This window comes from Arthrobacter sp. yr096, assembly GCF_900108925.1.
In the GTDB taxonomy this organism is placed as follows: Bacteria; Actinomycetota; Actinomycetes; order Actinomycetales; family Micrococcaceae; genus Arthrobacter.
Genome location: NZ_FNYI01000004.1, coordinates 271,133 through 290,058 on the forward strand (window position 1 = coordinate 271,133; position 18,926 = coordinate 290,058).

General features: G+C 61.8%; 20 protein-coding genes. 11 read left to right on the forward strand and 9 right to left on the reverse strand.

Annotated elements, in window-relative coordinates; translation table 11 throughout:
* Positions 1–46: 46 nt before the first annotated feature.
* From BMY91_RS12165 to BMY91_RS12175, 3 genes are all read right to left on the reverse strand, one after another.
* Positions 47–1,459, reverse strand: a complete 1,413-nt coding sequence (locus BMY91_RS12165; RefSeq protein ID WP_090822200.1) for an FAD-binding oxidoreductase — start codon at positions 1,457–1,459, stop codon at positions 47–49.
* Positions 1,460–1,758: 299 nt separating this feature from the next.
* Positions 1,759–2,457 carry a FadR/GntR family transcriptional regulator gene (locus tag BMY91_RS12170; RefSeq protein WP_090822202.1) on the reverse strand — a complete coding sequence of 233 codons (699 nt, stop codon included), beginning with the start codon at positions 2,455–2,457 and terminating at the stop codon, positions 1,759–1,761.
* Between the two features lie 10 nt (positions 2,458–2,467).
* On the reverse strand, positions 2,468–3,595 hold the full coding sequence (locus BMY91_RS12175) for an L-talarate/galactarate dehydratase (protein WP_090822204.1): 1,128 nt from the start codon (positions 3,593–3,595) through the stop codon (positions 2,468–2,470).
* A gap of 447 nt (positions 3,596–4,042) precedes the next feature.
* On the opposite strand from BMY91_RS12175, the gene BMY91_RS12180 reads away from it, so the two are divergent.
* Genes BMY91_RS12180 through BMY91_RS12190 form a run of 3 tightly spaced genes read left to right on the forward strand, consistent with a single transcriptional unit; the run spans position 4,043 to position 7,552 of the window.
* Complete coding sequence (locus BMY91_RS12180; RefSeq protein ID WP_090822206.1) at positions 4,043–5,536, forward strand: purine-cytosine permease family protein; 1,494 nt, start codon at positions 4,043–4,045, stop codon at positions 5,534–5,536.
* Between the two features lie 40 nt (positions 5,537–5,576).
* Positions 5,577–6,743 carry a M24 family metallopeptidase gene (locus BMY91_RS12185; RefSeq protein ID WP_090822208.1) on the forward strand — a complete coding sequence of 389 codons (1,167 nt, stop codon included), beginning with the start codon at positions 5,577–5,579 and terminating at the stop codon, positions 6,741–6,743.
* Positions 6,743–7,552 (forward strand): carbon-nitrogen hydrolase family protein, encoded by an 810-nt coding sequence (locus BMY91_RS12190; RefSeq protein WP_090822210.1) that lies wholly within the window; start codon positions 6,743–6,745, stop codon positions 7,550–7,552. Before BMY91_RS12185 ends, BMY91_RS12190 begins: the two co-directional genes overlap by 1 nt.
* A 33-nt stretch (positions 7,553–7,585) precedes the next feature.
* Here the strand turns inward: BMY91_RS12190 and BMY91_RS12195 are convergent, their stop codons facing one another.
* Both BMY91_RS12195 and BMY91_RS12200 read right to left on the reverse strand, forming a co-directional pair.
* On the reverse strand, positions 7,586–8,593 hold the full coding sequence (locus BMY91_RS12195; protein ID WP_143054070.1) for a LacI family DNA-binding transcriptional regulator: 1,008 nt from the start codon (positions 8,591–8,593) through the stop codon (positions 7,586–7,588).
* The gene (locus tag BMY91_RS12200; RefSeq protein ID WP_090822214.1) at positions 8,593–9,558 is read right to left on the reverse strand and encodes a polyprenyl synthetase family protein; all 966 of its coding nucleotides are present in this window, start codon (positions 9,556–9,558) and stop codon (positions 8,593–8,595) included. Before BMY91_RS12200 ends, BMY91_RS12195 begins: the two co-directional genes overlap by 1 nt.
* Positions 9,559–9,729: 171 nt before the next feature.
* Here BMY91_RS12200 and BMY91_RS23435 point away from each other — a divergent pair, with 171 nt between their 5' ends.
* Genes BMY91_RS23435 through BMY91_RS12210 form a run of 3 tightly spaced genes read left to right on the forward strand, consistent with a single transcriptional unit; the run spans position 9,730 to position 11,109 of the window.
* The gene (locus BMY91_RS23435; RefSeq protein WP_256212714.1) at positions 9,730–9,975 is read left to right on the forward strand and encodes an RNA polymerase sigma factor; all 246 of its coding nucleotides are present in this window, start codon (positions 9,730–9,732) and stop codon (positions 9,973–9,975) included.
* Positions 9,953–10,303, forward strand: coding sequence for a hypothetical protein (locus BMY91_RS23440; protein ID WP_256212715.1), 351 nt, complete (start codon positions 9,953–9,955; stop codon positions 10,301–10,303). The genes BMY91_RS23435 and BMY91_RS23440 overlap by 23 nt, the downstream gene beginning before the upstream one ends.
* Positions 10,300–11,109, forward strand: a complete 810-nt coding sequence (locus tag BMY91_RS12210) for a hypothetical protein (protein WP_090822216.1) — start codon at positions 10,300–10,302, stop codon at positions 11,107–11,109. The genes BMY91_RS23440 and BMY91_RS12210 overlap by 4 nt, the downstream gene beginning before the upstream one ends.
* Positions 11,110–11,135: 26 nt before the next feature.
* Here BMY91_RS12210 and BMY91_RS12215 read toward each other — a convergent pair whose 3' ends face one another.
* On the reverse strand, positions 11,136–11,843 hold the full coding sequence (locus tag BMY91_RS12215; RefSeq protein WP_090822218.1) for a TetR/AcrR family transcriptional regulator: 708 nt from the start codon (positions 11,841–11,843) through the stop codon (positions 11,136–11,138).
* A gap of 106 nt (positions 11,844–11,949) precedes the next feature.
* Between BMY91_RS12215 and BMY91_RS12220 the strand changes: the two genes are divergently transcribed.
* The 3 genes from BMY91_RS12220 (at position 11,950) to BMY91_RS12230 (ending at position 15,830) form a co-directional block, all read left to right on the forward strand.
* Positions 11,950–13,323: a flavin monoamine oxidase family protein gene (locus BMY91_RS12220; RefSeq protein ID WP_090822220.1), complete on the forward strand. Its 1,374-nt coding sequence runs from the start codon at positions 11,950–11,952 to the stop codon at positions 13,321–13,323.
* Positions 13,324–13,408: 85 nt separating this feature from the next.
* Positions 13,409–14,296: a universal stress protein gene (locus tag BMY91_RS12225; protein ID WP_090822222.1), complete on the forward strand. Its 888-nt coding sequence runs from the start codon at positions 13,409–13,411 to the stop codon at positions 14,294–14,296.
* Between the two features lie 22 nt (positions 14,297–14,318).
* Complete coding sequence (locus tag BMY91_RS12230) at positions 14,319–15,830, forward strand: APC family permease (protein ID WP_090822224.1); 1,512 nt, start codon at positions 14,319–14,321, stop codon at positions 15,828–15,830.
* Here BMY91_RS12230 and BMY91_RS12235 read toward each other — a convergent pair.
* Positions 15,827–16,372 (reverse strand): hypothetical protein, encoded by a 546-nt coding sequence (locus BMY91_RS12235; protein WP_090822226.1) that lies wholly within the window; start codon positions 16,370–16,372, stop codon positions 15,827–15,829. The two genes, BMY91_RS12230 and BMY91_RS12235, sit on opposite strands and share 4 nt — an antisense overlap.
* Positions 16,373–16,478: 106 nt before the next feature.
* Here BMY91_RS12235 and BMY91_RS12240 point away from each other — a divergent pair, with 106 nt between their 5' ends.
* A complete protein-coding gene (locus BMY91_RS12240) occupies positions 16,479–16,862 on the forward strand; it encodes a VOC family protein (RefSeq protein ID WP_090822228.1) in 384 nt (127 codons plus the stop codon).
* A gap of 53 nt (positions 16,863–16,915) precedes the next feature.
* Here the strand turns inward: BMY91_RS12240 and BMY91_RS12245 are convergent, their stop codons facing one another.
* Complete coding sequence (locus BMY91_RS12245; protein WP_090822230.1) at positions 16,916–17,365, reverse strand: DUF5997 family protein; 450 nt, start codon at positions 17,363–17,365, stop codon at positions 16,916–16,918.
* Positions 17,366–17,398: 33 nt separating this feature from the next.
* Between BMY91_RS12245 and BMY91_RS12250 the strand changes: the two genes are divergently transcribed.
* Positions 17,399–18,124, forward strand: a complete 726-nt coding sequence (locus BMY91_RS12250) for a LysR family transcriptional regulator substrate-binding protein (protein WP_090822232.1) — start codon at positions 17,399–17,401, stop codon at positions 18,122–18,124.
* Here the strand turns inward: BMY91_RS12250 and BMY91_RS12255 are convergent, their stop codons facing one another.
* Positions 18,125–18,823, reverse strand: a complete 699-nt coding sequence (locus tag BMY91_RS12255) for a GntR family transcriptional regulator (protein WP_090822233.1) — start codon at positions 18,821–18,823, stop codon at positions 18,125–18,127. It abuts the gene before it with no gap.
* Positions 18,824–18,926 lie beyond the last annotated feature (103 nt).

Consider the following 18,926-nt stretch of genomic DNA (forward strand, 5'->3'; position numbering starts at 1 on the left):
GCGTTGGGGGATTGCGTTGGGGTGGTGGTGCTGGCGGGCAGGGCGCTTAGATGGCCTTGCCGGGATTGAGGGTCTGTTGGGGGTCGATTGCCGCTTTGATGGCGTGCTGCACCTCGCGGCTGTGCTCCGAGAGTTCCAGGGCGGCCCATTCGCGCTTGATGGTGCCCACGCCGTGCTCGCCGGTCACTGTTCCGCCGAGCGAAAGCGCCACCTTCACCAGTTCAGTGGCGGCTTCCAGGAGGGAGGCAGGCGGGTTCGCGCCGTCGTCGGGCGTTTTGTCCTTGGTGATGAGCGGGTGAAGGTTCCCGTCGCCCGCGTGCGATACCGCCGAGATGTCCACGCCGAAGCGCGCTTCCAGGGCCGGGAAAGCGGCGTAGACCTTGGGCAGCTGGGACTTGGGAACGGCGATGTCCTCGCCGATGTACCACTTGTCCTGCGGGAGGCCGCGGCCGCTGCGGCGCAGTTCCCACAGTCGCGCGCCGTCGTCGTCGGACTCCACGGTGACACGTCCACCAACCGCACTGAGCGCGGTGGCGAGGTCCGCTGCCTGGTCGCCGATGCCGTAACCATCGATCTCGATGAGGATTAATGCAGCACCGCGGCTGCGCAGGCTGGTCCCCGAGTGGGCGTCGATGTTGACCAGGCTGGGGGTGTCGAAGAACTCGATCGCCGCAGGGCGCACCGGCGACAAGGTGATGGCTGCCAGCCCGTCCGTGCCCTCAGCGGTGCTGTTGAAGAACGCGCTGACCGTCTTGCGGGCCACCGGGATGGGGCGGAGACGGACCGTCGCCTTGGTGACAATGCCGAGGATGCCTTCTGAACCCACAATCAGCGACGTCAGATCCAGTCCCGTGACGCCCTTAATGGAGCGGTGGCCAACAGTGATGAGGCTGCCGTCGGGGAGAACGACGTCCAGCGACAAGATGGACTCCCGCGTTACCCCATACTTGGCGCAACGAAGACCGCCCGCATTGGTGGCGATATTTCCACCAATTGATGAAATGTCGAAGCTTGCGGGGTCTGGTGCGTAGAAAAGACCAAATGATTCAAGGTGCTTATTCAAATCGGCATTGATGACACCAGGCTCTACAACCGCCACCTCGTCCAGCGGGGACACCTCGATGATGGCCGTCAGTTTTTCGGTCGAAATGACCACTTGGTCCTGTTGTGCGGTTGCCCCACCCGACAAGCCGGACCCCGCGCCGCGCGGAACAACGGTCACGCCGAGTTCCGCGGCGAGTCTGACCGCCGTCTGAACTTCCGGGGCTGAGGAGGGAAGCACGACGGCGGGGCCCGGGTTTCCGCTTGCGGCTGCGGTTTTGGCCGTGGCTGCGTCGTGGCTGTAGCGGGTGGTCCCGGTGCCGGGTTCAAGAACCTCGATGCCATCAACCTGGCGCCGGAGTTCCTGGACGTATGCCTGGAGTGAGGTGTGGTCTTCGGTGAGTTGCTGTGTTGTCATGCCGGCGTCTCTCTGTCCGGGTGCATGACAAGGCATTCCTGCGTGAAGCACCCAAAGGCTTTTGATGGATTTCCCGGTCACAAAATGACGGGTTCTTCAAAAGTTAGCGGGACTCGGAATTTACTCGCCAGTTTCTTGAAATGTCGATCAATAGTTCTCAATGGGGCGTCGCGGGGATTCCCATTTCGTTAAATGGGGTCGCTGAAAGACGAATTGTGTCCCAGTAAAAAGCGCCGCGACGTCACATGTCGCTGCCTGCTGGGCCGGCCGAACGGCTACCTGCTTGGGCGTGCGCGAGGTCAGCCGCGGGCTGAAGCCGCGAACCGGCGTCGTGAGTTGCTCAGGTGCAGGCGCATCGCTGCCGCGGCAGCAGCTGGGTCGCCCTCGGCGATTGCGTCGTAGATGGAGGAGTGCTCGTGGACTACTTGATCGAAGCGTTCGCGGGAGTCCTGCTCATCATCGGCGACGAGGCGGGGGCGGGGCATGGTGATCATGGTTTGGCCCAGGGCGGAGATGCAGTCCGTATAGAAGGCGTTGCCGGTGGCTGCCGCAATCGCCCGGTGGAATTCGAAATCGGCCTTCATGGAATGTGCCGGGTGCCCTGAGCTTGCTTTGAATTGCTCCAAGGCGCCTTGCGCGGCTTTGAGCTGGCGTTCTGTGTGGTTCCGGGCAGCAAGTGCTGCAGCTTCAGTCTCGACGCCGATGCGGAAGTCCAGCATCTGCAGGCGGTCTTCCATGCTGGAAACAGCCCGCGATCCAGGCGCGGGTGACGGACCTTCCGCGGGCGGTGTCAGCGCGAAGCTGCCCCGCCCGCGTTCGGTTTCCACAAGTCCCTCGGCCTGCAGGTGCGTCAGGGCAGAGCGGACCACGGTCCGACTCACGCCGAACTCGCTGATGAGGGTGTTTTCGCTGGGGAGCTTCTCACCTGGCTGGATGACGCCGTCGACGATGCGGTTGCGAAGGTCGGCGGCGAGATCCGCGGTCAGGTTTCGGCTCATGGGTTCAAGATTACGCGCCGAATTCCACAGATTCGGTGGTCCAGGCGCGAGCCTGATCGCTGAGGGTGACGCCGAGCCCGGGGCGGTCCGGAACGATCATGCGACCGTTCTTGGTCTCCAGGCGCTCCTCGAACAGCGGGTCCAGCCAGTCGAAGTGTTCCACCCACGGCTCGCGGGGGTATGCAGCGGCCAGGTGGAGGTGGATTTCCATGGCGAAGTGGGGTGCCAGGCCCAGCCCGCGTTCATCCGCCAACGCCGCGAGCCGCAGGAATTGGGTGATGCCTCCAACCCGGGGTGCGTCGGGCTGGATGATGTCGCAGCTGTTGGCGTTGATGAGGCCCTTGTGTTCTGCGACGGATGCGAGCATCTCACCGGTGGCGATGGGGGTGTCCAGGACCTGGGCCAGGTGCGCGTGGCCTTCAAAGTCGTAGGCATCCAGCGGTTCTTCGATCCAGATGAGGTTGAATTCCTCCAGCTGGCGGCCCATGCGCAGCGCGGTGGCCCGGTCCCACTGCTGGTTGGCGTCCACCATGAGCGGGACGTCCCAGCCGATGTGCTCGCGGACGCCGGCCACACGGCGCAGGTCCTCCTTGGAGTCGGGCAGGCCAACCTTGATTTTGATGCCGCCGATACCCTCGTCAATGGATCGCGTGGCGCGCTCTTTGACCTCGTCCAGGGTGGCGTTGAGGAAGCCCCCGGAGGTGTTGTAGGTCTGCACTGAGTCGCGGTAGGAGCCCAGCAACTTGGCCAGGGGGAGTCCGGCGCGCTTGGCTTTGAGGTCGTAGAGTGCGATGTCGATGGCTGCCAGGGCCTGCGTGGCCACGCCCGAACGGCCCACAGAGGCGCCCGCCCAGAGGAGTTTGGTGTAGATCTTGCCGATGTCGTTGGGGTCCTCGCCGATGATGCCCTCTGCGACTTCCTTGGCGTGGGCGTACTGTGCGGGGCCGCCGGCACGCTTGGAGTAGCTGAAGCCGATGCCGCTGTGGCCTTGCTCCGTGGTGATCTCGGCGAACAGGAACACCACTTCGGTCATGGGCTTCTGCCGACCAGTGAAGACTTTGGCATCGCTGATGGGTACGGTGAGGGGCAAACGTGCCGTGGACAGCTTGACGTGGCGAATCAGATCTACGGTGCTCATGGTTCTCCTAGTGGGTGCGGCATCCTTGCCTGCCACTTAGGATACAAGTTTTGAACTTGTACTACAAGGGCTTGGGGGTTGTTATGACGACTGCCGAGGCCTCGCATACCACCTGTTTCCGGGGGCCGTTCTAGTTGTAACCGGGGAAGGTCCTTCGAGTCCGAGGATGGTGAACGGCTGCTGAAGGTAGGGCGGTCAGCGGCTTTGGAGAACTGGGGCTAGAAGGCTTCGCTGCGACGTGGAAGACGATCTCACGCATAGGGCGGCTCCTCGTCGAGCCTGGGCGTGAAAAGTTGAGATTCCCTGGCCTGGGACTAGACAAGAAGAAACGCTTCTGCAATTATTGACTCCAAGCTTCATGAGGTGACATGAAGCACACATTTTTGCAGAAGCGTTTCTGCAGATTCGTATTTTGGGGAACACTGACACCTAACATCTGCCGGGCCAATGGTCCGGCCCTCAAATCATTTGGAGGTGGCCACATTGAATAATGGGGCCTCAACAGTCAAAACGGAGCCGCAAGGCTCCTCAAGTGCGGAGGCACTGGTCGAAGACCACGGAGTTCGTCCGATTCCGACGCGGGACAGGACCTCCGGGGGAGCGGATCAATTCTGGATCTGGGCCGGTGCCAACCTTGCACCAATCAACTGGGTGCTGGGCACTGTCGGTCTTGGGTTGGGCTTGAGCTTGACCGAAACCCTGCTCGTCATTCTCGTCGGAAACATCATGGGCTCGGCATTATTTGGGCTCTTCTGCATCATGGGTCACAACACCGGGGTTAACGCAATGATGCTGGCTAGGCTCGCGTTGGGGCGGCGCGGAGCCAAAGTCGTGGCCGCAGTAATGGTTCTCATGCCTATGGGTTGGGTCGGAGTCAACACTTGGATCGTTTTGGACCTTGCGATGACCGCCCTCAAAGAAGTGGGCGTCCAACCCAACGACACGGTGAAGTATTCAATCGCGGCAGTCATCATGGTGATTCAGGTGCTTTTGGCTGCCTGGGGCTTCAACGCCATCAAGAAGTTCGAACGCTGGACGATGCCCGTCATCCTGGTCGTGATGGTCGTCATGACGATTGTTGCTTCGCTCAACGTCCATCCGAGCTTCGCCCCGGGATCGTTGGAAGGCGCCGACAAACTGGCTGCCATGAGCCAGGTCATGACCGCGATTGGCATCGGTTGGGGCATCACCTGGTTCGTTTACGCGGCTGACTTCACCCGCTTCACACGTCCGGCAATGCCCACTAAAAAAGTGTTCTGGTCCGCGACGCTCGGAATGTTTATTCCCGTCGTCTGGCTCGGTTTCCTCGGGGCGTACATTGCATCGGCCGGTGGTGGAACCGACCCTGCCGAATTGGTGCTGACGGCCTTCGGTGCTTTGGCTTTACCCATCCTCGTCCTTATCCTCCATGGGCCAATCGCTACAAACATCGTGGTCATGTACTCGTCCGTTCTGGCAGTCCTTTCCTTGGACATCAGGGCACGGCAATGGAAGATAGCGCTTGGCGGAGGAATCATCGGCTCCTTTGTGCTCTGGCTTTTCCTTCAGTCCGCGAACTTCGCCAACTCCGCTGCGCAGTGGATGAGTGTTCTCGTACTCTGGATCTCGCCCTGGGCTGCCGTGACATTGGTTGACTTCTTCGTCCTCCGCCGTCTGAAGGTGGATGTTTCACGCCTCTACGCAACTCCTTCAGCCAAATGGTCCGATGATGTCAACTGGCCGGGAGTCGTGTCCCTGACGGCAGGGCTGGTAGCCGGGTGGCTCTTCCTAAAAACCGGCATTCCAGGGGTCGAAGGTCCACTCGCGATCGCGCTGGGAGGCACGGACCTTTCATGGCTATCGAGCAGCATCGTGGCCGGCTCTCTCTACTACTTCTTCGGGCGCAAGAACGCGTCGCCCGCCACCGTTCCCGGCCCGTCAACGATGGCGACCGCTGATTAATCTCCCGATAGACCTGCACCACCAAGAAAAGAAGGAAATCATGTACAACTGGTCCACCATCAACATCGACAGGCTCCGCCAGGATCGCCGCACTGCCATCGCCGAACTGATGCAGCGAAACCAGCTCTCCCACCTTCTCCTGACTGGGTTTGACCACATCCGCTATGCCACGGATTACCGCACACAAATCATCGCCGAAGCTTTCGACTGGTTCGCAGCTGTCGTCGACCGTGACGGAAACGCGGAAATATTCACCCCATGGGTCGACGAAACACAGGCAAACCCGATCGCGGACCTGCCGTGGGTTACGGCCATCCATGCCATGCCATCATGGGCCCCTGTGGTTGGCCACCCCGAAACCTGGACCAGGGGTTTGGCCGCAGCGCTGAAGGGGGCAACGAAAGTTGGCATCGAGCTCATCGATCCAGCGATCCTCTCCCGCCTCCAGGCTGTACTACCGCAATCAAGCTTTGTTTCGATCGGCCAGGAACTTTACGACATCCGCATCCGAAAGACCCAGGATGAAATCATCCTGCTCGAAGACGCCAGCATCGTTAACTCCATCGGAGCTGAAGCCGGAATCGCAGCCGCCGTGCCTGGCGCAACAGACCACGATATCCTCGCTGCAGTGATGGGCAAGCTACAGGAATCGGGACCTGAGTTCCTGAGCCACTCACTGTGTAACCACCGCCGCGGAAATGGCGGATGGTTCGCCGAAGGCAGCGTTCTTCGCGAAGGAGACCCCTACTTCTTCGACATCGGCGTATACGGGCAGCACGGCTACGCGTCCGACATCGCCCGCACAGGATTCGTCGGCGGCGAAGCACGTCCGGAAATCCGCGCCGTCTACGAGAAGCTGCTTAACGCCCACCGCATCGCGGAGGAGACAGCAAAACCGGGTGTGTTGGTCTCCAAGGTTGACGAAGCGGTCAACAAGTACCTCGCCAGCGAAGGCTTGCCGACCACCCCGTACGCGATCGGTCACGGCGTCGGGCTTCGTGCCTGCGAGTTGCCCACCATCTACCGGCATGGGCTTTTCGACCGCGACCAGGTCATCGTAGAAAACAGCGTCATCTCACTCGAACCCGAAACCGGCATCGAAGTAGACGGAGAATTTATGCTCCTCAAGCTCGAAGACAACTACCTCGTGCAGTCCGATGGCGTACGCCGTCTCTCGCCGGCAGGTTACGGACTGGAGCTGGTCTAATGAAACGCGGTGTACATTCTCTGCCCGAAGAGCACCGTCACCGGCCGACGTCCCTGCTCGCTGTGCTGGCTCAACTTGAGCCGGTTCCCCGTCGGATCGACGAGAATGTACACCGCGTGCTCAGCATTCTCGAGGAACATCACGAAGCTGACCTGATCGTCTTCCCGGAGCTGTTTCTGACGGGCTACACCTCCGTCGACGTGTGGGAACTGCAGCTATCAGTGCACAGCCAACCCATCGAAGTTCTGCAGGCCGCTTGCCGCGGCCACCAGACGGCGTTAATTGTTGGTTTCATCGAACAAGCAGGGTTACGTCCTTACAATTCGATGCTGATGATCGACAAGGACGGCACCATAGCCGGTGTTTACCAAAAAACACACCTTTTTGGCGGGGAAGCAGAAGTGTTTACCCCAGGGGACAATCTTGAATGTGTGAAGCTGGGAGCCATCACAGTAGCGCCGCTGACCTGCTTCGACATCGAGCTCCCCGAACCTGCAAGAAAGCTGGCAAATCAGGGTGCCGACCTCATCATCTCCATCGCCGCGAATATGGACCCGTACTACGACGATCATGAGCTTGCAGGCAGGGCGCGGGCTCTGGATAACCGGATCCCCCACATCTACGTCAACCGCCCTGGCTCTGAAGGTCCGTTCGACTTCGTCGGCGGCTCAAGAGTCATTGCAGCAAACGGTAAGGTGCTGTCACAGGCTGGGCGCGGCGAAAGCGTCCTCAGTGCGGAGCTCACTTGCGGCGCCAGGGTCGAGGCGGACGTGGACTACCTCAGTCATTTGAGGCCGGAACTGTACTAGGATCTGTCACTTGATCAGTACATCGGGCAGGCGTTACGTCTTCCTGGCTGATCGGACGGCCCCGTCTGCCGTGCTTGCCCGGACGACGAGGTGGGCCGGAATAGTCACGTTCCTCGTCGATTGTTCGCCTTCGATTTGTTCGATGAGCATCTCCGCGGCGGCGCGGCCTATTTCTACCGGTTGCAGTTCGACGGCCGTCAGTGGCGTGGAAGCACCGGCCACTGCTGAGCTGTCACCGAGGCTGACGATCATGACATCGCGAAGAACAGAGGCTGCCATTGAAGCCCCAAGGGCGAGACGGTCCAGTGTTGCAAATATGGAGTCCGGGGCGTCTTCCCTGCTGAGGAGCTTTTCAGCGGCCTGGCGGCCGGTGTCTTCCGAGAGGCTTCCCGCCACCACTTCCAGCCGAGGCTGAACACCCCGGGCCTTGCACCAGCCTTCGTAAGCGTGAACACAATCCGCAGCATAGGAAGCGCTGATAGGGCTGGAAATCAAGCCAGGTCGCCTGGAACCCCTCTCCCACAAGTGATCCAGGACCTCGGAAACCACAGCGGAGAAATCGTTGTCAACGCAACTGGTGACAGCAGAGTCCAACCTGCCCACTGTCACCAAGGGCCGGCCGTCCACCAAGGCACGTTGAACCAGCCTGTTCTCAGGCACGGGGTCCACCACGATGGCTCCGTCGTAAGGAATGGTGGTCTTGCCCGCCCACTCCCCGATAGGAGCCATCGCCAAGGCGTAGCCCCTGGACGAGGCAACTTCAGAGGCTGCGCTCATGACCCTGACGAAGAACTCCACATTCCACATCGACGTGACTGCCGTCTCCGGCGCCGCAATGGACATCATAAGAATGCCCGTCCTGCCTGACGCGAGACTCTTCGCCGCCGTGCTTGCCTGATACCCCAAGCTCTTGGCAGTCTCCAGCACTTTCTTTCGAGTCTCTTCGGGCAGGCGGCCCTTACCACTTAGAGAGTCGGAAACTGTCGTCACTGAAACGCCTGCTGCCTTGGCAACGTGCCGGATGGTAACTCTCGTAGCCACTATTTGCCCCTTCCCCAATGCGACGACAAGAGATGGCTGTATTCAGCGCGCACCCCGTTTTTCAACGCCGCCTTGAAGTATCCCTCTGTCCACGAGACCAGAGGTCTTGCCTTATCCAACGTCAACGCCTGTTCGATAGAATTCGCAGCGGCCGCGACATAGCCTTCGAGTAGGTCAAGACAATAGAAAACCACGTCAGGATTGCGGAGCAACACGTATGCTTCGCTGAATTGGTTGGCTTTCAAGGCCTCTTCCAAAGCAGTTCCTGATGTGGTGAAAACCCTGATGGCCGCTACCCCGTACACGCCGTTGGGGAGGTCCGTTTCGACCGGCTTGCCAAGAACCTCCTCGTCCCCGAGCAGGTCGAGAAGATCATCCAACAGTTGGAATGCCATTCCGAAGTTCCACCCGAACGAACGTACCTGATCAACTGTCGACGGTGACAATTTCAGGACGAGAGCGCCCATTTCGCAGCTGGCAGCAAAAAGCTCCGCGGTCTTCAACGAAATGTAGGAAAGGAAATCTGTCTCCGCCGAACTCAGGGACAACCGGGACTCTGCCAGTTGCCCGAGCGTCAGACGCTCAAAGGCACCCTGCCAAACTGAGGCAGCAGCGGGACCCGCTTCCTGAGCGAGTCTCATGCCCCTGGCCAACAGCAGATCGCCCGACAGGATGCTAATTCCTTCCCCTGCAGAGATATGTACGGCGGGCGCGTCCCGTCGATAGTCGGAGCCGTCGATCAGATCGTCATGAATAAGGGATGCGATGTGAAGCAATTCCACCGCTGCTGCAGCTGAAAGAAGTGACGGTAGGGGCCGAGAGCCGACGGCGGTCCCTAGGTCAAGGATCAGTCCGGACCTGATCATCTTTCCGGCCGAAACCACCGGACCCAGGATGTTGTCGAGCGACTCCGAGCCAGTTCCTTCGGCGTGCTTAATAACAAGACCGCGGACCTGACTCCCCACGGAGTCGACGTAGTCTAGTGGCGGCAAGATAACTCCAATTCGACTGAAGAAACGTTTCTGTAATCAATCTTACCTTGAGGCCCGCGGCGGGTTGACCCCGTGTCCTTCGAGTGGCGAGGATATTCGGAGCCTCTGCAACACACTTAGGTATGTGGCGGACAGGTACAGGGTATGAGCTACCTTTCGAGAGCCCCTGATCCGGAAGAGGCCTTTCGGGCACTGTACGAATCCGCCTATCCCGACCTTCTCAGGTTCGTTCAACGTCGCACTGACTTGCCGAATGCCGAGGACGTCGTCGCGGAGGCGTTTCTCGTAGCCTGGCGACGGTTTTCGGAAGTGCCGGCACTCGAAACTGACGCCAGAGCCTGGGTTTTTTGGCATTACACGAAACCTCATGCTGAATGCCCGCCGCGGTGAACACAGACGGCAGGCGCTCGGCGTTCGCCTGGCCGAGACGATGGTGACATATGGCGGCGACGGTTCGCACGCCGATCTGGTCAGCAGCCGCATCGACCTAAGCCGGGCTTGGGCGCTCCTCTCAGAAGTGCACCAAGAAACTCTGGGACTCGCGATCTTTGAGAATCTTCCCGCACCCCAGGCAGCACAGGTGGTGGGTATCTCTCCCGTCGCGTTTCGGCTGCGCCTCACAAGAGCGAGGCGGGCTCTCCGAATGCTGCTCCACCACGTCCCCGCGAATGAGTCTGCCGCGCCGGCGACATCTTCCGAAAAGGCCTCGACACCATGAAAAACAGCCAGAATATCGACACACTTTTGCGGTCCATGGACGCCGCCGATCAGGGTGCGGATCCCGACCGGCACCGTGTACAGGCAGACCTGGAAAGGATCCTCAGATCCCACCCGGCTGCTGAGGTGCTCGTGGAAAAGAAGACGCCGACGTCGCGTCCGAGCCGAAGGCGTCGAACGCTCGCTTTGGGTGCCCTCGCCTTGGCTGCCACCGTGGGGCTCCTCGTCGGGCCGGTCCTCTCGCGAGGCGACCCGGCCTTCGCCACGTGGACCGCCGCGCCGGGCGCGCTGATCGGTTCGGAGCGCGACAACGCTGTGTCCGGCTGCGTCCGGTCCAGCAAAGGTGTTGGTGATGGCATGTTCGCCAGTGATGTGGCTGCAGCGGAAGTAGCCATCGCTGAGAAGCGCGGTGCGTGGACCACCGTCGTCCTTGCGGGAGCGGATGGATTTGAAGCTACGTGCACCACGGATTCCACAGCGCCGTGGTTCAAAAGAGGATCCTTCGGTTCAGTCGGTAAGCCCGGCAACGGGCGAGGTCCCGAAGCCCGGGAGATCAGGACCACCCAGCTGGGTACCGGCGTGATTGCAGACAATCCGCTCTCAATGGCATCGGGTCAGGTTGGCCCCGAAGTCGTCGGGATGACCTACATCAGTGTGGCCGGCGAAAGGATCACGGCCACGGTCTCGAAGGGACAGTTCGCCTTTTGGCTTCCGGGAGGGGAGCTGACAAACTCCTCAGACGAGTCCGTGCCTGTTGAGGTGACCTACACCGACGACACGACAGAAATTCGCTATCTCAGCCTCTGACGGGCGGGGCGCTACAAGCAGCGAACCTACCCCCGCAGCGCTCCGAATCCCGTGATCAGCGCTTCAAGCCCCAGACTAAAGGCAACATCGGTGGGCCGCTCATGCCGTTCAAGAGCTAACCGATCCACAGCGGCCGTGAAGTTGGGGACCTGCTCGGCGAGGCTGCCGGCGTCGAAGATGTCCTCAGGCGCGGTGACGTCATAAGCGGCGCCGAACACAAACGCCTCCAGGGCCACGATCGCCGAGATGATTTTCTCTTCCGGGAACCCGGCGTCACGGAAGCCGGCCGTCACTGCCTCATACATGGCCAGGGTTTTCGGAGCGTTTGCCACAGGAAGTACTGCAATGACGGGGATGAGCGGCGTATGCTCCGAGAAAACGTCGCGGTAGGACCAAGCCCAGCGGCGCACAGCGGCATCCCACGGCTCCACCCCAAAAGCAGTCACATCCACCATCGCTGCCAAGTGGTCCTCCACCAGCAGCAGGACGTCATCTTTGGAGGCCACATGGTTGTACAGGGCGGAAGGCGCCACGCCCAGGGAGCGGGCCAGGGCGGCCATGGTGAGTCCGTCGTAACCCTTGCTGCTGATCAACTCAAGCGCCGCCGTCGTAATGCCGTCCTGATCCAGGATCGCCGCAGTTGGCCGGCCGGCGCGGCGGCGCGCGGGAACCGTGGAAGGAGCGGGCGTTGGTGCGGGCATCGGAGGCCTTTCTGCTGCCTGTGTCCCCAGCATTATTCCATCGGGCCTTCACAGCAGCCGACTCCAACGCTACTATGGATATAAATGAACGCCATTCATTTACTGGTCAGCCACCGAGGACGGCCACGGAGAGGACATCATGCAGAATCTTGATCGCGACGTTGTGATCGTCGGTGCCGGGCCGTCAGGGTTGACGGCGGCACGCGAATTGAAGAAGGCCGGACTCAGCGTTGCAGTGCTCGAAGCACGCGACCGCGTGGGTGGCCGCACCTGGACCGACACCATCGACGGCGCCATGCTGGAGATCGGCGGCCAGTGGGTTTCCCCGGACCAGACGGTCCTCATGGAGCTGCTGGACGAGCTCGGGCTGAAAATGTACTCGCGCTACCGCGACGGCGAGTCCGTCTACATCGGCGCCGACGGCACGCGCACCCAGTACACCGGTGACACGTTCCCGGTCAACGAGACCACCAAGGCCGAGATGGACAAGCTCGTAGCCATCCTGGACGAACTTGCTGCCGAGATCGGCCCCACCGAGCCCTGGGCCCACCCCAAGGCACGCGAGCTGGACACCATCTCCTTCCACCACTGGCTCCGCCAGAACTCCAGCGACGAGGAAGCCTGCAACAACATCGGCCTCTTCATCGCCGGTGGCATGCTGACCAAGCCCGCCCACGCATTCTCCGCACTGCAGGCAGTCCTCATGGCCGCTTCGGCAGGCTCCTTCAGCCACCTCACGGACGAGGACTTCATCCTGGACAAGCGGGTCATCGGCGGCATGCAGCAGGTTTCGCTGCTGCAGGCAGCAGAGCTGGGTGATGACGTCGTACTTAACAGCCCGGTCCGCACCATCAAATGGGACGAGGGCAACGTGACTGTTGTGTCCGAGCAGGCAACCGTCAACGCCCGCTTCGTGATCATGGCCGTGCCGCCCAACCTGTACTCCCGCGTCTCGTTCGAGCCCCCGCTGCCTCGCCGCCAGCACCAGATGCACCAGCACCAGTCGCTGGGCCTGGTCATCAAGGTCCACGCTGTTTACGACACCCCGTTCTGGCGCGAAGAAGGACTTTCAGGCACGGGCTTCAGTGCCGGTGCCCTGGTCCAGGAGGTCTACGACAACACCAACCACGGCGACACCCGCGGCACCTTGGTGGGCTTCGTGTCCGACGAAAAGGCCGACGCCGTGTTCGAGCTCAGCGCCGAGGACCGCAAGAAGGCCATCCTCGAGTCCATCGCCAGCTTCCTGGGCGACAAGGCACTCACGCCCGAGGTCTACTACGAGTCCGACTGGGGCTCCGAGGAATGGACCCGCGGCGCGTACGCCTCCAGCTACGACCTCGGTGGCCTGCACCGCTACGGCAAGGACCAGCACGCGAACGTCGGGCCGATCTACTGGTCCTCGTCCGACCTCGCAGCCGAGGGCTACCAGCACGTGGATGGCGCGGTCCGCATGGGCCAGGCAACTGCCGCCCGCATTGTTGAAGCCAACAAGCTGGCCGCGGTAGCCGTCTAACCGCTGACAAAACCAAACCGGCAGGCCCGGGGGAGCACCATCCCCGGCCTGCCGGCTCCACTGTTTAAGCACCGAAAGGACCACCATGCGCTACGTAGTGGGGTACACCGCCAACGCGAGGGGGCACGACGCCGTTCACCTCGCCGTCGCGCTGGCCCGGAACCACGATGTCAGCCTGGACCTGGTCCTGGTGATCCCGGAGGATTCCCCCTTCAACGCCGTCTATCCGCCAGAGGCCGGCTACAACGACATCCTCAACCAGCAAGCCCAGCGTTGGTTGGATGAAGGCCTCGATCTGGTTCCGGAGGACGTCCCTGCCCGCGCGCACATCCGCCGCGGCGACTCAGAGGCGCAAACCCTGATCGATGCTGCCGTGGAATTCGATGCCGCGGCACTGGTCATCGGCGCCACCAACAGCGGCCTGTTCAAGCGGTTCACCATCGGCTCCGTGGCGAGTTCGCTGCTCCACTCCTCGCCCGTTCCGGTCGCTTTGGCTCCGCACGGCTACCACCGGATGGAGCCGATCACGCGCTTGAGCTGCGGATTCGGGACGCGCCCGGGTGCTGATGAACTCCTCGACGTCGCTGTTGAGTCCGCGCGGGATCGCGGCCTTCCGCTGCGGCTCGTCTCCCTGTTGGCGCTCGACGGCGGTAACTCGCCCGGGTTGGCCGACGCCGCCTGGGTGCATGCCGCCGACCGCCTTGCCGCCGTCGGGAGTCCCGCCGTCGGGGGTTCCGCTGAAGCGGCCGGTTCCGATGTGCCCGAACCGGAGATCGTGGTCGCCCAAGGCCGCACCATCGAGGAAGCCGTAGACCGGCTCGACTGGGAAGACGGCGAAATCCTGCTGATCGGTTCCAGCCGCTTGGCTCAACAGCGCGCAACTTTCCTGGGCAGCACCGCAAACCGGATCCTGCGCGCCCTTCCCGTTCCCATGATCGTGGTCCCGCGGGACTACACGCGACAAAGCTCCTAGCAATCGCCTGAGAGGCAAAACCATGTCAACTGCACCAAAGACGGTCCAGTCGAAAGATTCGTCCCTGAGTGAAAAGGGACTGAAAGCCGGATCGGTGGGCCTGATCGGCGCCGTCGTGATCGGCGTTTCCTGCATCGCTCCCGCCTATACCCTGACCGCGGCCCTTGGCCCCACCGTGTCCGAGGTGGGCGTGCACCTCCCCGCCATCTTCCTGGTGGGTTTCATCCCCATGCTGCTGGTGGCGCTCGGCTACCGCGAACTCAACAACGCAATGCCCGACGCCGGAACCTCCTTCACGTGGGCGACGCGCGCCTTCGGCCCGTGGATCGGTTGGATGGGTGGCTGGGGGCTGATCGCGGCCACCATCATCGTGCTATCCAACCTTGCCGCGGTCGCAGTGGATTTCTTCTATCTGATGCTGGCGCAGATTTTCAGTAACCCGGAGTTGGGGGAGCTCAGTAAAATCCTGCCCCTGAACATTGCCACCACGCTGGTGTTCATCGCGTTGGCGTGCTGGATTTCCTACCGCGGCATGGAGACCACCAAGGGCGTGCAGTACGTGCTGGTGGCCTTCCAGTTGCTGGTGTTGGGCTGGTTCGCGGTCTCCGCCTTCGCGCATGTTGCCAACGGCACGGCCTTCGACGCCACCGCCATTTCGCCCGACTGGTTCAACCCCTTCGCCGTGGACTCGTTCTCACAATTCGCGGCGGGTGTGTCCCTCTCAATCTTCATTTACTGGGGCTGGGACGTCACGCTGACCATGAACGAGGAAACCAAGAACCCGGAGAAAACCCCGGGCCGTGCAGCGACCATCACAGTGCTGGTCATCGTGATCATCTACATGACCGTTGCTCTGGCTACGTTGTCCTTCGCGGGCGTTGGTGAGACCGGGTTGGGTGCCGGTAACCCCGAGAACCAGTCCAGTATTTTCGCAGTCCTTGCCGGCCCGGTGATGGGTCCGTTCGCGATCCTCATGTCACTGGCCATCCTGAGCAGCTCTGCGGCGTCCCTGCAGTCCACGTTCGTTTCACCGGCCCGCACCATGCTGGCCATGGGTCACTACCGCGCTATCTCGCCCAAGTTCGGCAAGATCAGCCCCACGTACAAGTCGCCCAGTTTCGCCACCATCGCGGCCGCGATTGCCGCCGCCGGCTTCTACGTGATCACCCGGACGGTGTCAGAGAACGCGCTGTGGGACACCATCACGGCCCTGGGCATGATGATCTGCTTCTACTACGGCATCACCGCGCTTGCCTGCGTCTGGTTCTTCCGAGCCGAGGCATTCAGGGGAGCGCGTGCCTTCTTCTTCAAGTTCCTGGCACCCCTTGTGGGCGGCGTGATCCTGTTGGTGATGTTCGTCAAGACGGCCATGGACTCCATGGATCCGGAGTACGGGTCCGGCTCATCCGTGGGCGGCGTGGGCCTGGTGTTCGTGCTGGGCATGGGCGTGATCCTGCTCGGAGTGGTGGTGATGCTGGTGATGTACCGCCTGCGTCCCGAGTTCTTCAAGGGCAAGGTTCTGACCCGGGCCTAGGCTCTGCCCACCCCTGCCGCCCGCTCGGCTTCGCTCAGCGCGTCGGCAAGACGTTCGACGGCGGCGCGATAGTCCGTGCCGGCTGTCACCTTGCAGTATTCGGCCTCGCGCATGGCCCGGGTGAGCGCAGCTGTCTCCGCAGTCCTGACGTCGGTCATTGCCGGGTAATCGATGGTCTGCGCCGGATCCAGTTCGTAGCGACGCCACTGCTCCAGGATGCTGCTGTGGCGGGCGGCGTCGTCTGAAAAACCAGCACGACGGCGGGGTTGGGCCGCGTGGATCCGTTCCACTTTACGGATACTCGCCAGGGTTCCTGCCGCGGTGGCCAGGCCGACGAAAACCATGATGAGACCGGCCGGAGGCCATTGCACTGTTGGGACAAGTATGGCGGGCAAAATCACCACCAAACCGCCGAAAAGGTCCCAAAAGACGCCGTCCGGTTCCGGCCCGGGCCCATACGTCAGTTTCCTGTGCAGGACATACGTGGTTGCTGCGGTTGCGAGAACCAGAGCTACACCCCACAGGAGCATCATGGCGGGCATCGGACCACCTCCAGGCGACATCACGCTGCTTTGATTTCAGTATGCGCCAGCGTCCGCGTGGGCGCGAGGGGTCACCCTGTCGCACCTCCGGCGTAGCCTTGGCATCATGAGACTGAAAATGTGCAGCATCCACGTCAAGGACCCCGCAGCAGCTCACACGTTCTACACGGAGACGCTGGGTTTCGAGACCCTGATGGCCATGCCTGAGTACAACCTGTTCATCATTAAGGATCCCGGGGCGGACAACAGCAGTGCGCCCGGGCTGTTGCTGGAACCCAGCGACAACCCGATCGGCGCCAATTACATGAATGCCGTGTACGAGGCCGGTATGCCCGCGGTAGTCCTGGGCGTGCCGGATGTCCAGGCTGAGTATGAGCGGTTGCTCGCTGCCGGCGTGACATTCAAAGGCGAGCCTGCTGAGGACCCGTCCGGCGTCAGCGCGGTCTTCGACGACGGTTGCGGCAACTTCGTGCAGCTCCACCAGGACTAGCACTTAAACAGCTGTGGCCGGGACGCAAGGTCCCGGCCACAGCTCGCTAAACCTTAAGCGTGGTCCCGCTTGGAGGTCTTCGGGGCGTCGCGCTTAGCGGCAGCGTTGTCCCTGGCTTCCTTGGTTGCGGCCTTCTTGGCAGCTTCGTCCTTGACGCGCTGCGCCTCGGAACGCACTGCTGCGTGTGTTGCGCGCTCGGTGACCAGCCACTGCGGCGGAGCCTGCAGCAGCTCGGTGATTTCCGCCGTCGTGAGTGCTTCTTCGACGCCGCCGCGGGCAAGGCCGCTGATGGACACGTTCAGTTTCTGTGCCACCACCGGGCGGGGGTGCGGGCCGTTGCGGCGCAGCTCGGCGAGCCACTCCGGCGGGTTGGCCTGGAGTTCGGCGAATTCGTCGCGGGAGATGGACGAATCCTGGAACTCCTGGGGTGTAGCGGGCAGGTAGATGCCGAGTTTCTTGGCGACTGTTGCCGGCTTCATGGACTGGGAGTTCGAGGACGTCATGCTTCAAGGGTATCTGGCCGGTACTGTGAGTGTGTGCCAGACGCTGAAGAATCCGCCGAAACAACCGAACCCCTAGCCGGTCTCCGCTTCGCCTATGTTGCGGGTGTGACGCCTGGGAAATGGATCCGGCGTTGGGAAGAGCGGATGCCCGACTATCCGTTGCACGCCTTCATGTCCGACGACGCCGCGCAGCTTACGGTGTTGCGTGACGGCTCCGCAGACCTGAGCTTTGTCCGGTTGCCCGTGGACCGCGAAGGCTTGAACGTCATTCCCCTTTATGAAGAGCAGCCTGTTGTGGTTGCTCCCAAAGGGCACGAGATATCGGTGTTTGAGGAAGTCGCGCTGGACGACCTCGCCGAGGAGAACTTCCTGGACATCGACGAAATGGGTGGGCCGGACATGGCCCTCCAGGTAGTCGCATCCGGTGCCGGGCTGGCGATCCTTCCGATGTCCGTGGCGCGTCACCTGAATGCTAAAGACACTGTCATGCGTCGCCTGACCGGGGCTCCCACCACGCAGATCGGCCTTGCCTGGCTGCTTGGAACCGACAGCCCCGTGATTGAGGAGTTCATTGGGATCGTGCGTGGGCGGACAGCTCAGAGTTCACGCCAGCCCTCAGCCCAGCAGGAAAAGCCCAAGAAAGCACCCAAGCCTGATCGTCGCGGTGGTGGTCCCAAGAAGCCGGCCGTTGCGCAACGCTACGCGCCGAATCCTGACAAGGACCGGGGCAAGGGTTCGCGCAAGAAGGGCAAGCGCTGACTATCCGCCGTGGATGGCGCTTTGTTGCTGCTCTGAACGGTTGAGGTAGGCAAGGAGAAGGTCCCCGGCCTTTTCCAGTTCGCCGGCTTCCAGCGCCGAGCAGATCTGTTCGTTTTCCGTGAGCCAGTCGCTGTAAAAGTGGGCGTTGACGGTGGCTTTATGAAAGTAGAGCCGCATCTCGGCCAGGATTTGAGCCATGATCGTGTCCAGCCTGGTGCTCTCGGCCAGGGCGACGATTGCTCCATGGAAGTGCTGGTTGGCGCTGCCCAAGCCCTCATTGTCGTCGGCGGCCGCTGCGCGCTTGCCCTCTTCGACGGCGGCCCTGACGGCGGCAATGCGCTCGGGTGAGCCTCCTGCGCGGATGGAGCTGACCTCAATGGCCCGGCGGACTGTATAGACGTCGTGGATATCGCCGGCCTCAAGTGTGGCGACGTAGACGCCTCTGTTGGGCTGTCGGAGAAGAAGCCGCTCACCTGCAAGCTCGGCAAATGCTTCGCGGACGGTGTTCCGGGAGACGCCCAGATCCTCGGCGATGGTGGCCTCGGTCAGCTTGGCGCCCGGAACCAGGAATCCCTCGGCCAGTTGGTAACGCAGTTCTTCGGCAACCCTCTCGGCCACGGAAGGGACCCTCAGACGCACCCGCGCCCGTGCGCCATCAAAGCCAGGGTGTTCGCTTTTTTCCTGATCTGCACTGGCCATGACACCAAAAATACACGATTGCCGAAAACCAGGATCGCTGGATCGTTGAACAATCCAGCGAAATGGTGCATGCTGGATGTAACGCACATCACGAGGCAGGGAT

Excerpts from the sequence above, each read along its gene's own strand:
- BMY91_RS12165 (WP_090822200.1), bottom strand. The coding sequence starts at position 1,459 with ATGACAACACAGCAACTCACCGAAGACCACACCTCACTCCAGGCATAC.
- BMY91_RS12170 (WP_090822202.1), bottom strand. The coding sequence starts at position 2,457 with ATGAGCCGAAACCTGACCGCGGATCTCGCCGCCGACCTTCGCAACCGC.
- BMY91_RS12175 (WP_090822204.1), bottom strand. The coding sequence starts at position 3,595 with ATGAGCACCGTAGATCTGATTCGCCACGTCAAGCTGTCCACGGCACGT.
- BMY91_RS12180 (WP_090822206.1), top strand. The coding sequence starts at position 4,043 with ATGGTCCGGCCCTCAAATCATTTGGAGGTGGCCACATTGAATAATGGG.
- BMY91_RS12185 (WP_090822208.1), top strand. The coding sequence starts at position 5,577 with ATGTACAACTGGTCCACCATCAACATCGACAGGCTCCGCCAGGATCGC.
- BMY91_RS12190 (WP_090822210.1), top strand. The coding sequence starts at position 6,743 with ATGAAACGCGGTGTACATTCTCTGCCCGAAGAGCACCGTCACCGGCCG.
- BMY91_RS23435 (WP_256212714.1), top strand. The coding sequence starts at position 9,730 with ATGAGCTACCTTTCGAGAGCCCCTGATCCGGAAGAGGCCTTTCGGGCA.
- BMY91_RS23440 (WP_256212715.1), top strand. The coding sequence starts at position 9,953 with ATGCTGAATGCCCGCCGCGGTGAACACAGACGGCAGGCGCTCGGCGTT.
- BMY91_RS12210 (WP_090822216.1), top strand. The coding sequence starts at position 10,300 with ATGAAAAACAGCCAGAATATCGACACACTTTTGCGGTCCATGGACGCC.
- BMY91_RS12215 (WP_090822218.1), bottom strand. The coding sequence starts at position 11,843 with ATGCTGGGGACACAGGCAGCAGAAAGGCCTCCGATGCCCGCACCAACG.
- BMY91_RS12220 (WP_090822220.1), top strand. The coding sequence starts at position 11,950 with ATGCAGAATCTTGATCGCGACGTTGTGATCGTCGGTGCCGGGCCGTCA.
- BMY91_RS12225 (WP_090822222.1), top strand. The coding sequence starts at position 13,409 with ATGCGCTACGTAGTGGGGTACACCGCCAACGCGAGGGGGCACGACGCC.
- BMY91_RS12230 (WP_090822224.1), top strand. The coding sequence starts at position 14,319 with ATGTCAACTGCACCAAAGACGGTCCAGTCGAAAGATTCGTCCCTGAGT.
- BMY91_RS12235 (WP_090822226.1), bottom strand. The coding sequence starts at position 16,372 with ATGCCCGCCATGATGCTCCTGTGGGGTGTAGCTCTGGTTCTCGCAACC.
- BMY91_RS12240 (WP_090822228.1), top strand. The coding sequence starts at position 16,479 with ATGAGACTGAAAATGTGCAGCATCCACGTCAAGGACCCCGCAGCAGCT.
- BMY91_RS12245 (WP_090822230.1), bottom strand. The coding sequence starts at position 17,365 with ATGACGTCCTCGAACTCCCAGTCCATGAAGCCGGCAACAGTCGCCAAG.
- BMY91_RS12255 (WP_090822233.1), bottom strand. The coding sequence starts at position 18,823 with ATGGCCAGTGCAGATCAGGAAAAAAGCGAACACCCTGGCTTTGATGGC.